At 34.0% G+C, this 14,007-nt stretch carries 11 protein-coding genes and 1 pseudogene; 7 read left to right on the top strand and 5 right to left on the bottom strand.

The window, feature by feature from the left end; translation table 11 throughout:
* Positions 1–161: 161 nt before the first annotated feature.
* Positions 162–843 (top strand): annotated as a pseudogene (locus AC3CAU_RS15620) (IS3 family transposase); the annotation flags it as partial.
* Between the two features lie 39 nt (positions 844–882).
* Here the strand turns inward: AC3CAU_RS15620 and repM are convergent.
* Positions 883–1,827 (bottom strand): replication initiation protein RepM, encoded by a 945-nt coding sequence (repM, locus tag AC3CAU_RS15615; RefSeq protein ID WP_447054528.1) that lies wholly within the window; start codon positions 1,825–1,827, stop codon positions 883–885.
* Between the two features lie 402 nt (positions 1,828–2,229).
* Here repM and AC3CAU_RS15610 point away from each other — a divergent pair, with 402 nt between their 5' ends.
* Together AC3CAU_RS15610 and AC3CAU_RS15605 are read left to right on the top strand one after the other, a co-directional pair.
* Entirely contained in the window at positions 2,230–2,868 is a 639-nt protein-coding gene (locus AC3CAU_RS15610) for an AAA family ATPase (RefSeq protein WP_447054529.1), read from the top strand.
* Positions 2,869–2,870: 2 nt separating this feature from the next.
* Positions 2,871–3,170, top strand: coding sequence for a hypothetical protein (locus AC3CAU_RS15605; protein WP_425919413.1), 300 nt, complete (start codon positions 2,871–2,873; stop codon positions 3,168–3,170).
* Positions 3,171–3,863: 693 nt separating this feature from the next.
* Here the strand turns inward: AC3CAU_RS15605 and AC3CAU_RS15600 are convergent.
* The 3 genes from AC3CAU_RS15600 to AC3CAU_RS15590 form a co-directional block, all read right to left on the bottom strand.
* Complete coding sequence (locus tag AC3CAU_RS15600; protein ID WP_447054530.1) at positions 3,864–4,493, bottom strand: DUF6088 family protein; 630 nt, start codon at positions 4,491–4,493, stop codon at positions 3,864–3,866.
* Between the two features lie 414 nt (positions 4,494–4,907).
* Positions 4,908–6,215, bottom strand: a complete 1,308-nt coding sequence (locus AC3CAU_RS15595; protein ID WP_447054531.1) for a CAP domain-containing protein — start codon at positions 6,213–6,215, stop codon at positions 4,908–4,910.
* Between the two features lie 23 nt (positions 6,216–6,238).
* The gene (locus AC3CAU_RS15590) at positions 6,239–6,847 is read right to left on the bottom strand and encodes a sortase family protein (RefSeq protein WP_447054532.1); all 609 of its coding nucleotides are present in this window, start codon (positions 6,845–6,847) and stop codon (positions 6,239–6,241) included.
* A 1,105-nt stretch (positions 6,848–7,952) separates the two neighbouring features.
* Between AC3CAU_RS15590 and AC3CAU_RS15585 the strand changes: the two genes are divergently transcribed.
* Both AC3CAU_RS15585 and AC3CAU_RS15580 read left to right on the top strand, forming a co-directional pair.
* Positions 7,953–8,294 carry a hypothetical protein gene (locus AC3CAU_RS15585; RefSeq protein ID WP_447054533.1) on the top strand — a complete coding sequence of 114 codons (342 nt, stop codon included), beginning with the start codon at positions 7,953–7,955 and terminating at the stop codon, positions 8,292–8,294.
* Positions 8,281–9,132, top strand: a complete 852-nt coding sequence (locus AC3CAU_RS15580) for a hypothetical protein (RefSeq protein ID WP_447054535.1) — start codon at positions 8,281–8,283, stop codon at positions 9,130–9,132. Before AC3CAU_RS15585 ends, AC3CAU_RS15580 begins: the two co-directional genes overlap by 14 nt.
* An 857-nt stretch (positions 9,133–9,989) precedes the next feature.
* Here the strand turns inward: AC3CAU_RS15580 and AC3CAU_RS15575 are convergent.
* Positions 9,990–10,946 carry a MobA/MobL family protein gene (locus tag AC3CAU_RS15575; protein ID WP_447054536.1) on the bottom strand — a complete coding sequence of 319 codons (957 nt, stop codon included), beginning with the start codon at positions 10,944–10,946 and terminating at the stop codon, positions 9,990–9,992.
* Between the two features lie 688 nt (positions 10,947–11,634).
* Between AC3CAU_RS15575 and AC3CAU_RS15570 the strand changes: the two genes are divergently transcribed.
* A complete protein-coding gene (locus tag AC3CAU_RS15570; protein WP_447054537.1) occupies positions 11,635–12,333 on the top strand; it encodes a hypothetical protein in 699 nt (232 codons plus the stop codon).
* 970 nt (positions 12,334–13,303) lie between these two features.
* Complete coding sequence (locus tag AC3CAU_RS15565; RefSeq protein ID WP_062034269.1) at positions 13,304–13,870, top strand: recombinase family protein; 567 nt, start codon at positions 13,304–13,306, stop codon at positions 13,868–13,870.
* Positions 13,871–14,007 lie beyond the last annotated feature (137 nt).

Below are 14,007 nucleotides of genomic sequence, written 5' to 3'. Positions count from 1 at the left end.
CACTTATGGCCGTCTAGACATATACGCGTTTTTGTCATATCCGAGCTATTGCAGACAATGTAAGGTGAAGAAGAGGCGTCAAGATTTAAAAATTGGGGATGTGACGGTTACATCTGACTACATGAATCCGAATTAGGCAGACTGTTGAAGACAAACGATAGCTCATTTACCATTCTTATGATTCTAATTACAGCCTTTATAGTTATCTTCGGATCACCTTAGATCTGAAGAAACGAGGGGGAAACTGCGTAAAAAATCGTGTAAAACCACTAAAAAATGTATTGCCCCGGTCCAAGGATATAAGAAGCACAGAAGATATTTTAGTATTCATCCTCAGCCGGTTACGCCAATTCATGTAAATCAAAAGTTTGTTGTGAACACCCCCTAGATACTTCCGGGGTGAATGATTTAACTTACATTCGTATTTTGCAAAGCTGGTTATATTTGGCTGTAGTTCTTGATCTATATTTGAGAAAAGTCATCGGTTGGTCATGAAACCTACGTTTACCAAGGATATTATTTCGGATGCACTTTTTATGGCGGGATGGAGACGTAGGCCCAATGAACCTAGATCATACATTCGGACCAAGGCTCGATACAGCAGGGGAGACTAGCAAAAATTCTGTCAGAAACATGACTTGGTGCCGAGTATAAGCCGTAGAAGCAACTGTTGGGACAATGTTGTTTCTAAATCTTTTTTTTAGCAGCTTAAAGAAGGAAAAAATTAAAAATAGGATCTATAAAACACAAGAAATGCCCCGTGCAAATGTGTTTGATTACATCAAGATGTTTTACAATCGAATCAACAGCTATTCATCTATGGTATATGTCCTTCCAAAATGAGGCTATCTCATCTCTAGAGTACTGTAAGTAAACCAGTAACTATTTTTGACTCCTATATTTTGGTTTATAACCAACATTTAATAGATGAGAAAAATATTTTTTAACATTCTCTTGATCGGTTAATTCGGCTTCGATTCTGTCCTGAAAATCTTCTTGTGTTTCGCCTATTTTTCCAAAATCACGTCCAAAATCTGAATTATTATCAATATCGCAAAGTTTTTGTGCAAAATATGAAATCTGTTTTGCTGTTAATTTATATAAATTTTCAGGAACTTTATCCCCGAGTCTTAGAACCGTATCTTTTTCAAAAAAAGAAAACTCTATATCAGTAATAGTCCTACCTTCTTTTTTCTGGGTATAAGTAACTTCAATATCAGTAAATTTATTGATTTGTTCTATAGCCACCTTTAGAACGCGCTTTTTAAAATCTCCCATTTGAGAGTATTCATCTTCTAGCAAGCCTAATTTTTCTCTAAGATCTGCAATAGGGACATACAGCTTACCTGTGGATCTCCAACGTATTAAAAGCTCGTACAATCGAATTGAGTACACACTAGTAAGTTGCGAAATTTGCTTAAGTTCATATCTAGTAAATTTTTCTTCAAGCTTAATGAAAAGAGGGAGGATATCAGGAGCAAATATCAACTGTACACAAGCAGCCTCTTTAACATACCCTACTTTAGTTACCCATCGACTTTTATAAACACCTTTTTTCCCTGTAATAGGATCTATCGCTTTATAATTAAGTCTACGTTCAAACAAATTATCACATGCTGCTTGTAATGCTTCGTATGCTGATTGTCGACCAAGTTTGAACTGTTTCATATATTCCGAGGCATGAATCGTTAGCATAGTATCAGCCGTCAATTCTGTCTCAATCTCACGGGCGGCAAGAATTGCTATTAAAATTAATCTTTGTTCTGAAAGATTTAGTGCATATGAAGCTTCAATTAAATTATTATCTTTATAAATTACATTACCCATATGTCAGTACTAAAATTTTTGATTAACCATACATGGACAATACTACTTAACGTCCACAAATGGAAGTATTTTTTTTATGGAAGGAATCTGTCCACTTATGGAAGGAATCTGTCCACTCATATAAAGGAATTTGTCCATTTATATAAAGGAATTTGTCCACTTATTGGTAGGAATTTGTCCACTTATTGGTAGGAATTTGTCCATTTTAATTCTTTGTATCCCAATTATATCAATAGTTACAGAGGATATATAAAATATAAATTTAAAAAATAATATATAAAATAATAAAAAAGAATTACTTGTGGATAACTTTTTAATTAAATGTTTGTCTCGATAGTTGATTTTTATATGAAATCAATTTACATTACTTAAATTATTAAACTTACGTAACTTACATAAAATATGATTATATTAGTTGGTGGTGAAAAAGGTGGTGCTGGAAAAAGCTGCTTATCTCAAAATATAGCAGTATACCTTCAAACAAAAAACAGAGATGTTCTTTTATTAGATGCGGATCCTCAAGGAACAACAACTGATTGGATAAAAGAACGTGATGAGAATGATGATTTAAAAGATATTCCTTCAGTTCAAGCTTCAGGTAACATCCGTTCAGTTCTTAAAGATCTGCAAGGTAGATATCAAGACATTGTAATTGATGCTGGTGGGCAAGATTCTGAAGCTTTACGTTCTGCAATGACAATTGCTACTCATATGTTATTGCCTTTTAGACCAAAGCGTAGGGATTTAAAAACATTAGCACATATGGAACAAGTTTTAAAATTAGCGAAAACAGTCAATCCAGATCTGAATGCAAGAGCAATTATTACACAATGTCCGACGTTACCATCACAAGTTCAAAGAATTTTAGATGCGAAAGATGCATGTAAATCATTTGGTATAAATGCGTTAAATGCAATTACGACTAATAGAAATGTATATGATGATGCTGATGAAAATGGCCTTTCTGTTTTTGAAGTAAATAGTGATCCAAAAGCAAAAGCAGAAATTAAAAATATTGCTAGTGAATTTTTAGGAATTTAATCATGGCTGGATTAAACGGTTTAAAAAAGAAAGTTGAAATATCTCCGGAAGAAAAGTTAGCGGAAGTATTCATATCTGGGGCTGAAAAAAGGGTAAGAGCTTTAGAAACCAAGGAGAAAAAATTTGTTAGATGTACATTTTCTTTGAATGAGGAAGTTAATCAGTTAATTGATGAACTGGTAGTTAAAAGTCAAAATGCACGTGTTAGCAGATCAAGTATTGTAAGAATCGCATTAGAAAATTTGGCTTTAAAAAGTCCAGAGGAAATGAAGGAAATCGTTAATCAACAACTTTCGCAATAACTTATTTAAGTTACGTAACTTATGTTGGTTGCGTAACTTTTTTTAAACCAATGCTTCCAAAAGTATTTTCGTAGATTAGAGTCTGTTGACATTTTATAATGGCAACCAGATAAAAATACAGGCTTCCAGCTGGGCCTTGGACTTTATATTTCTTCAGTAAGCATTTGATCTAATGTTCTGAAATATGGAGTAGCTGAGCAGCAGGACGTTGAATTTCTTTATCCAACATAGTGATCAGCATTTATATTTTATATCCAGCCCATAGAGATAAATACCATCATAAACCAGACATTTTTATTGGTGAGAATATAGACACTTTAAATGGGCTCTAATAATTCGATATACCATTTAAAATGTCCGCTTTTAGAATATGCACTTTTGCGATTCTCTTAGTAGACGGTTTGATATGTTCGTATCTATGTCGCATAAGGAACTTAAACGATTATCAGTCTTGCGGGAAATCTGTGATCAACACGTAACTCAAGCCCAAGCTACTCCGCTACTGTATATTTCACAATGTAAGATCGGCGTTCATTGCAAAAAATATAAAGCTCAAAGCCCAGCTACATTAGCCCATACCGGTCGTGTCAAACTATCAATTCCAAACTCCGTCTCTGACAAACTCATTACGGTTCATAATCGTAGTTTAATAAATTTTTAACAATCTAGGCCTTAGATTATATTTAATATTTATTAAATAATGTCTTCTGCCATTTGTAGAGCCTTCTGCATCCAGCTTACAAGATGCGCTTTGCGCAATCGCTTAAATTCTTGCTCAGTCAGACGACTTTTAATTTGATCAATGACTTTGTTATTGACTAGATTTTTACCCAGGTAGGACATGGCTGAAATAGCCAGCCCAGCTCTAGTACCTGAAAATTGAAGTAACTTGGCATCATTCGTGTGCACGAAATATACTCTAGTCCCGGAAATTTCCATTTCTCTGGTTGTACCACTGGTATGAAATACTCGATGCATAGGCACTTGAGTACTTAAACCCAACCGGTTTGCTGCTGCTCCTCCATGTAATTGGATGATTTCCTTATTCTTAATGCTAATAACTTGGATAACCTTGTTAACATCTGGCGGAATCTGCTTGCCCTTTAAAAATTTGCTTATTTCCGGTTTGTAATAAATTCCGTTTTGTACACGCTGAAGAAGACCTTGCTCAACCATCCGGGATAAGCAGCGTTGAATGGTCTGGCGTGAACTAGTCTCCACTTTAATATCGTTGATGGTAAAAACACCTCCACGTTTAATTTTTCCAATTTGATGTTTTACATTTTTAGTAATTGTCGTGTGTACTTGAGCTACATTTTTCATAACATTCTCAAATTTATATATTAAAATAGTACAATAGTTTCAGACAAATAAATATTGATTAACTTATAGTTTTTTAGACAAAAAAATACATATGCTATAGAGAAGATAATTCATGAAATTAAGGATTTGTATTATTGTCAATACTGTTGAGTGCGGTCAGTACCAAGCTATTTGTAAAATTGCACAAAGTTGTAAGATTTAAACCCAAGAGTACCTCTGATAGAGAGTTATTTTTGAAAATTAAAAAAGTTCAAAAGCATCGCCATGCGTAGCGACAAAACGGATTGGTGTTTTGCCGCCATGATCTATCTTTGTGCTCGCATCATTAACTCTGGTTAATTCTCAACAGACCCTAGAAGGGGGGTGCTGGTGACGAGAAGTTGTTTGATCGTAAATTTCATCTTATTTTCCTTCTTAACTTGATGGGTCATCGACTTTAAACCAGTAGGAATATTCCTCAGCTTTTCCATCGACCAGGACATTCATAATTTTGACATCATAAGTCACGTTATATTGCATTGAACTAAAATGAAATTGCAGGTTATTGGCAACCAGACCGTAGTTGGTATTGTCATACTGGAGGTTACTAACTGACTGGATTTGCTGATTATCTCGTCTGACTACCGTCAGCTTGGCCTCAGAAAAGTCTACCTTATTGTTGGCGTAGGCATTCTGTGGATTAACTAAAATTGAGAGGGATAAGGGTTCACTTTTTAGAAAGAATTTCTTGGGATAATCATGATACGGATAGGCAATAACACCTTTTTCTACTGTCGTGGTTAATTTTTGCGATTCAAACGGATAAACAGTTTTCATGGCAGCCCCCACGATCGTAGGAAAGCTTTTGGCATCGGTATTTGATACTTCCCCATAGGATGCTTTTGTCAGAAACGGACTTAAGATATACCGTCGATGTCCAATACTGGGTGAGTTCTTTTCTATCAACCAGTTAGCCAGATGCTGATCAGCGCCATATTTTTCTAGATTCTCGTAGGCCTGAATAAAATTCAAGTTAGATGTTGAAGCCCCCTGAAGACCAATATCACTAAAGCAGGTCCAACTTGTATCCGGGTAATGTGAGGTCTTTTCATTTACAGCCAAGAGCATGGATGCTTGTATCATCTGGTCTTCATGGGCATAGTCGTATTCAACTTTAGGAAGTTCATGTAATGCACGAATTTCATTCAGCGTATTGATGAAGAGCTGACGATCAGCCTCACTCGGTCTACCTGCCTGGCAGGCATTTAAGTCTTTATTACTTTCTGCATCAGCATCAATGACATCAACAGTCATGCTGGTACTCAATGGCAGAATTTGTGTTGTTCCAGCCTGAGTCAGTGTCAACCTACATTTGCCTAACTCAAGGGCTTTTAATTCGCCACTTTCAAATTTGCAAATATCTGGACGATCACTGCTGAAACTGAGCGTGAGGTCTTGATCCGTCTTGAGTCTGAGCTGGTAAGCCTGACCTTTTATAAATCGCTTAATCTGTAAAGGCTGGAGGGTTTGTACGGTCTTGTTCTTGCATTCACCCTCTTGCAGATATTGGGTTTCTGAACAGGTGACTGGTTTGGGTGGGGTATTTTCATTGTTTGAGTCATCTGCTCCACTGTTATTCGATGAACTAGAATTTCCACCCGAACCACCGCCCCCACATCCCAGCGTTATGATACTTATTGCCAGCATCAATACAGATGGCATCAACTTTTTTGAATTCATCATGATTTTACTACCTGTTATAAGTGTTATTGATAATGATCAGCCGATAGAAGTTGGCGGATTTCACTGGCCATTTTTGGGCTACGCCAAGGAAACAGCACTTTGAGGCAATAATTGGGCTTGAATTGATCACGTGTTCCAATATTGATTTGGTATTCTCTTTTAATTGGACTTCTATGTTCATGATGATTGACGTGGGTTCCCATCATAGGGTTACTGATCACCGTGGTGGAATAAGACACTTTATCTTCAACCAAGTTGAAGTGCCCAACCGAGGTAATATAGTCAAATGGATATTTCACTAAACGTTGATCTGGCTCATCAAACAGGATGATGGTTTTAGTCTGACTGTTAATCCAAACACCACGATTTTGATAATTAAAGCTTTCACCTTGACCTTTAAGTTGTTCAGTCATCCCAGCAAAGAAGGTATTTCCATACGCATAGAAGTAATATGTGATCACAAACCAGAATAACCAGAAGCCAAAGAACAAGTAGCCAAACCAATTAAAGGAAAATATTTTGGCAATAACGAGAAAAATGATAATCGGCAACACTACACATTTTAAAAATACTTTGGATTTTTTGGGACGGTTTTCGATGGGAATGATTTTAGGTTGATTGAATTCAGGCATGGTTGTTCCCCCACATGTTCAATGCAATTCACAATCACCAGGGGATATAAAAAATGTATTTTTTATCGGCGTAATTTAGCCATTCACCTTAGGGATTGTTCGCGTAATAGATATTGTATTTTTAATACAGCTTAGAAATTAAAATGAGTGCTGTATTCTCTGTTGAATGGCACAACAAAGCTGAACAGGTGGTGAAGCGTAAATAAGAACAGATAGGTACAGCATGAGAAGCCCCTTGTGTTAAAAAAGTTCTACCAAATTACTGCTAAATAATGGTGGCAGAACGAGAGCGGGTTAGCAGACTGGAACACAAGAATCCAGCACGTCAGAAGACGTCCCCCTCCCGTTCCACCGTAGAGGGGGCACGAGGGGATAAACACGAAAGGACAAGTCCTTTAATGCTCTTGTGTTGGACGGTCTGCTAAAACCGACTGGCAATGTAGGCCAGCGAGTTCATATTAGTTTTATCTAAGAATTTAGTCAATTTCACCATACGATAAAATTCACATTATTCTTTGGGGGCGAATTGAGTTAAGTCCTTGATTTTTCCCATAAGCTCAAATTAAAACCATCGATTGGGTTATTTTGATCTTATGGATGAGTCTAAAATGAATTGTTCTTCTTAATTAAAATAAACCAATAAAATTATTGAATAGATTCTAGCCAACCACTATTTTTTTTACGCTAATTTTAGTAATTGTCATCCGTCATGAAAAATCGAGTGACTGTTTATCGTACGTAGAACCAGCCGTCAGACTTTCAAAATAACTGAAGCTTAATCAATAGATTGATTAAGTGTTACTTTTTGTAAAACAACAAAATGAAGCATTGACAGTTTAAGGGATACCCAGCTAATCTAGTCTTACACAGCAAAATCTGTGTACAGGCGTGAGAACCTGTTATATTCTACAAGCGCAAATAAATGTCGCTTATGCGGCTATTTTTTTGTCTACTGTTTTAGCAGTCGTTATGGCAGCTTGACAGGGCAGCCTTTGGCTGGCCGTACCTTGTAGAACGGTATTCTCACCCCTGTTTTGCTGCCACCATTACCGTGAGAAGTGATGGAGGTAAGTGTTAAAAAAAACTTATCTACAAGGAAACGACTATGAACGCAATTTTTCATGCTGCAAAAACGTGCGCACCTAAAAAACAAGCTTCTCAATTGATTGTTGAACTTGGCAAAACAATTTCAAATCCTCAGCGTCAAACTTTAACCAATATTTATATTGCACTCGATTCTGCAGATTCATTACTGACAGAGCTTGAGCATGCACATCAGATTATTCGCCAATGTATGCGTCAGATGAATGATGAGCAAATCCTTGAAGTCGCAAAACTCAATCAAAACGACAATCTCTCCTCTTTATGGACATTCCGTACTCATCAGCGTCAGAACCTGATTGATCGTGCTGAACGTCTTCTTGGAGCACGGTATGTCCAAGCTTAATAAGAATGTCCTCCTTATTTCAGGAGACTATCTATTAATTGCTTCGCCTACGCTTGCCAAAGCGTATGGCGTAGCAGCCGCGACCTTCTTACAAAAATTGCATTACTGTTTAGAAAACAATGAGGCTAAAGTCGTTAATGGAAAAAAATACTGGTTTCATAGCTACGAGCAATGGCAACAAACCCTCGGTATTTATAGCCAATCAACGATTAAACGTATCGTGTCAAAATTAAAACAGGCAGGCGTTCTTGTTGTTGAAAAATTGGCAAAAAATAAATGGCTTCAGACCAACTTTTATTCGATTAACTATAGAAAGTTAAAACAGTTGATCCAGCCAAACAAAAATCCTGCAACTCAAGCACAACAATCAATACGGACGACGCCTACCACAGATTCACCGCTTCCAAGCGTCGTTAATCCAGCCGAGAAGACTCAGTCGTCTATGCTTTTGCATTCGATTCAACAGGCATTTCAAACAATCCATGCTCAATCGAGTCCACTAGAACAACCATTAAAAATGGTCAGAGAATCTTGTGTACAGCCCGACTCTACTATCTCTGAAAACATAACAATACAAGGGTTGAGCCAATCTCTCTGTCCTGTCGCACCCGATGAAATCCTCAACAACATGCCCTTAGATTACCGTTATTTTTATCAAGCATTGCGACAGCAACGGGTAGATATTCATTATGAAGATCAACGTATTCAGCAACTATTGAAATATCAAAAGCAGATTATTCGGCATATTGGGTATATCAAACATTCCTTTTGTGGTCATGAACGTTATCGGTGGCATCAGCTTGAGCAGCTTCAAATGGAAAGCTATTTCGGGAAATAAGCATTAGAATTAATGATGAGCTTACTAATATTTTTATTCGTTTAGAAAGTAACTTCTTAAGTAGCTGAGGGCACTCAGCTTTCTTGAATCGGATAATATTGCAATTTAATATAATCTGGTTTGTCTTGGTTTGTAATCGAATCTACAAATACAACAGTTGAATTAATTTTAACAATTTCAACTATATAAATTCCTATCCATCAGCCGGATCTTAGTCAAATTTTGTGAAGATTCGATAGATATCACCCACAACCCTATTTATTTTTCTTATGCTTCCTCAAACACCCATTTTTATTCGAAATCATATGTCTGATCGGCTGATCAATCTCTAAAAGATCACCAACCATTTGTTGTCCTAGCTATTCACGATGAGCAACTTCCACGATTCCCTGCATGTTTTAATATTCATCGAAACTAAAAATGACAGCTTCGGGCGTATTATTGGTGCAAACAAAAATGGGTTTGTGGTTTTCTTTGACACTTTGAACAATTTTGCTCCAGGATATTGCAAATATCAGTGGCAAAAACAATTGCACCATCAATAAACGTTAGTCTGTCCATATCTAAGACCTCACACGATATGATAGATACTATATTATCTTGAATATAAAATATAATGCTTGTTTAAACGTTCGATAATAGAAAAATCAGATATGTAATTTTATGAGGAGCTATTTAGAATAAGCATGAGCGCTAAACCACGAATAAGAAGGTGAGGTCATTTTATTCAGCATTTAGCATGAAAACAAATACATTCTAATTAAATAAAATCATTGTATAAAGACTATAGATAATTTAATGATAATTACTGATTAATCAGAATGGTATTTGTTAGTTATTGGTCTTAAAAATTATAATTAACATTCAAAGTTATTTTCTTCTGACTCCTCAAACTCTACCGTATAAGTAGTCTCATTTTGATATTCACTTTTTTTGGATAACTCAAGATGATACTCATTTTTATAAATTTCATATAAATTAGTTTCTCGAATTTTCTTGATTGAGGTTTTAAATCTATGAACTTTATCTTGAATTTCTTGATCTTGACTATGAAAATAATGACGCGGTATTTGGGGAACATCTTGTAAATTTGTACCATATTTTTGATTATAATCTTCATTTGATAAACAAGAGACTTTATTTTCAACCTCGATCTTAATTCCATAAATTTCTACCTCTTTAACTGGTGCATATAATTTCAAAAAATTATTTATTACTTTTTCTGTTATTTTACGATAATGACTAATTTGATAACGTCCAAGTTTTAGTACATCTGCAGTAATTTTTTTTGCGCCACCTTTCTCAGGATTTTTATAACAATATTTTTTAAAAAATTTTTCCGGTGTACGTTCAATTCCATCAAAAATACTTCTTTCACAATATAATAAATGCAAATGCGGTTGCTCATAACGATCATCAATTGATGCAATATGACTATGAATTGCAAAACTATAGGGCATTTTATATTTACCACAAAATTCATGTATTAATTGATTAGATAATTCTACGCGTTTTAGTTTACTGAGCTCTTTGGGCAAGGCGATGGTAATATGGGTAGACGTTCGTTTGCTCATACTTTCATATTGATCTGCAGCATTCCAAAAAAATTCAGGATTATCTTCCGCCCAGTTTGGCATATTAGCTGATGCTGTATATTCTAATTCTTCAACATTTTGTTTATGCATCGAAAAATGCGAAGTACGAGTAATATAGTGATAGCCAGCTTTTGATGAATGTATAAATTTATTTCTACGCGTATTTTTACGCTCACTTTTTACCTTTTTTAGATTATGACGTAAATCAAAATAATACATATATGAACTCTAAAATTTTAATAAAGAGCAGAGATCATATAAAATTTCTAAAAAAAATTATTCGTTTCATATAGAAAACTGAAAAATAATTTAAGCTATTTAAAAATACGTATTAGCACAGTCAAACTAATAATTAGATTTTTAAAATTCATTTAAATTATGTATGAAGATTTCATCAAATTCTTAAAACTATCGTGCAACACTGTCTATTTTTCACTCATTCTATCGTGTAACACTGTCTATTTTCGCTCATTTTATCGTGTAACACGGGTAAAGCTATCGTGTAACACTGTCTATTTTCGTTCATTTTATCGTGTAACACGGGTAAAGCTATCGTGTAACACGCTCAAATAAAAATTTGATAAATGTTTAATAAATATTTAATAATTTATTTTAAAACAGTAACTTGAAAACTAATAGGGCTCCGCAGGACGAGGTGTAGTGTTCATTAAAATTCGCTGATAAGCGAATTTTAATGAACACGGAGACGAGATAAAAACCTTCTTTTTGCATTCGCAAAAGAAGGTTTTTATCTCTCATTACTAACAGTCAAACTAGCAGCAAATTAAAAGTAAACTAAAAGAGAGCAGTAAAAAAAAGTAGAACTTTTTTTTCAAAATTTGAACATATCTCAATTTTAAAATTGGACTTGTGATATAAATTTTTTATTTTTTGAGGAATTATCACGATGAGTCGCAAAGCATTAACAAGTACAGATCACATTTATGCAATACTCGATTTCGCTAGTATCTATCCGGATTTTGAAAAATCTCATTTCACTGTTCTTAAATTAATTGATGAAAAAGATTTAAAAGATTTAAGTCATGAAGAAATATTATTGTTAAAAAAGACATATCAGTACATTCAAAAAAGAATTAAAATTAATGAAGTACTTGTAACGATATCTCAAAAAGATCCAAATGAAATTACGCCTATAGAAAAAGATATTTTAGATTACAGCTATAGAAAAGAAGTTATCCCGTTGGTGATCGAACATTACCGATTAGCTGAGAAAATGTTAGAAAATTATATGTCTAATTTACCAGATGAGATAAAAATAAATATTCATAAAAACATTTTATCTGCTGATAATGAAGTAGAAAAAAAACAAAAAGTAAAAGATAAAAAAATGAAAGATCATAAAAAATTTTTTATTGGTGCAACATTTCTTTCATTTTTTAACTTATATGGGATTGATGATGACCCACTTGAAATTTTTTTTGAAATGGTAAAATTGCATCTGATGCATGATTATTTCGGAAAAGATTTATTATCTCATGCAGAGATTAATGAATTTAACATTTCCGATATCGGTAGAGAGTTCAATAACAAAAAGAATTCTATTTTAATTAATCCAAATAATCCTTTTCAGATTTATAATGAATAAATTAACAGAAAAAGTAGTATGCGTTATTAGCCGACCGTTTTTATAGGTCGGCTAAGCAGCGTACGTTTTTAATAATATTATTAATTTGTTTACATAATGAGAAATTACATTGATTTATTTATAAATATATATTAAATATTTTATAAAAATATTGGAAGAAAATAATTAAAATTATATAACTGTTAAATAGATTAAAATATAAAATTATTTTTTTGATTTTTAAGGCTATATCATCTTTTTTAATAATTTATTAATGTCTTTTTTGAAGATATTTTTATTATGAATATGGGCTTTTTGGGGTAAAGTCTTTTAAAATATTAAGATAATATATGTTCTATAAAATTGAATTAAATTTTTATATAAGTTCATTAGAATAGTAAATTGTAGTGGTCCGTTAAAATTGAATATGTATTTAAATGGTTTTATCGAATTATAAGATTTTCATAAGTTAAATTAAATATAGTCGCTAATTTCAATTGAGTTATTCATCGGATTTTAAATAGCAGTATACCGCTTGAAGACTAATTCTAAATAAAAACTGATTAAAGGTTTAAGAGGGAACATACACGTGTAACGGTACTCAATAAATTTACAAAATTAGGCAAAAATACTCCTCGAGTTAGAACTTGAACTTTGGTTATTGATGAATGCTCTAACATTTTAAATACTTGGCTAACAAAGCCATACAAATAGCCTTTTTTTCTTATTAATTTTTCCAATCAAAAATTATGTTGTATTAAAGCATAAATTATTTTTCTAAAATCAGAACTCATGTATCGAGCGATATGGAACTATTGAATGCATAATAAAATTTATGTAATTTTAGAGTATACCCTAAAGTAACACTTTAAAAGTTCGTAAAACCATGTACCATTTAAATGATTTTTAATCATAAGTAACATGTAACTTTGATATTAAAGATTTATAATTTACAAAATTGTTCATTTTTATCCAATTGGGGCGAGAAAGAGTGAAAGGCCAAAAAGTAGGTTATGTGCGAGTGAGTTCGGTCGAGCAAAATACTGGGCGTCAACTTGAGGGGATTGAAGTCGACCGGATTTTTGTTGACCGTGCTTCGGGTAAAAATACCGACCGACCGAAATTTCAAGAAATGTTGAACTATGTCCGGGAAGGGGACAGGGTGATAGTACATTCCATGGATCGTTTTGCGCGAAGCTTAAAAGATTTGGTCACTGAAGTAGATAAACTGGTCAAACGAGGGATTTCCATCCAGTTTGTAAAAGAAAATATTACTTTCACTGCTCAATCTACCCCGATGGATAATTTAATGCTGCAACTGATGGGGGCCTTTGCACAATTTGAACGTGAAATCATTCTGGAACGGCAAAAGGAAGGAATAAAACTAGCCTCTGCTCAAGGGAAATATAAAGGTCGTGTACATAAATTGAAACCTGACCAGGCTGAAGCTTTAAGACAAGCATGGAAGGAAGGAAAGTACTCTTCAAAAATGGCATTAGGCCAGGCATTTGGAATTAGTCGTCAGGCGGTATATCGGTATTTGAAAGTAGGTGATTAACTCAATTGAAATTGGCGATTATATTTAGTTTAGCTTATAAAAATCGTGAAACGTGATAAATCCATGAAAAGCCCATTCGAGGGTGAATAGGCTTTTTACAATGCACTATCTTGCTGATTTTATATGACAATTTAAGG

The sequence above is a fragment of the Acinetobacter sp. GG23 genome (genome assembly GCF_057766365.1).
This window is presented reverse-complemented; position numbering and strand designations above follow the sequence as displayed.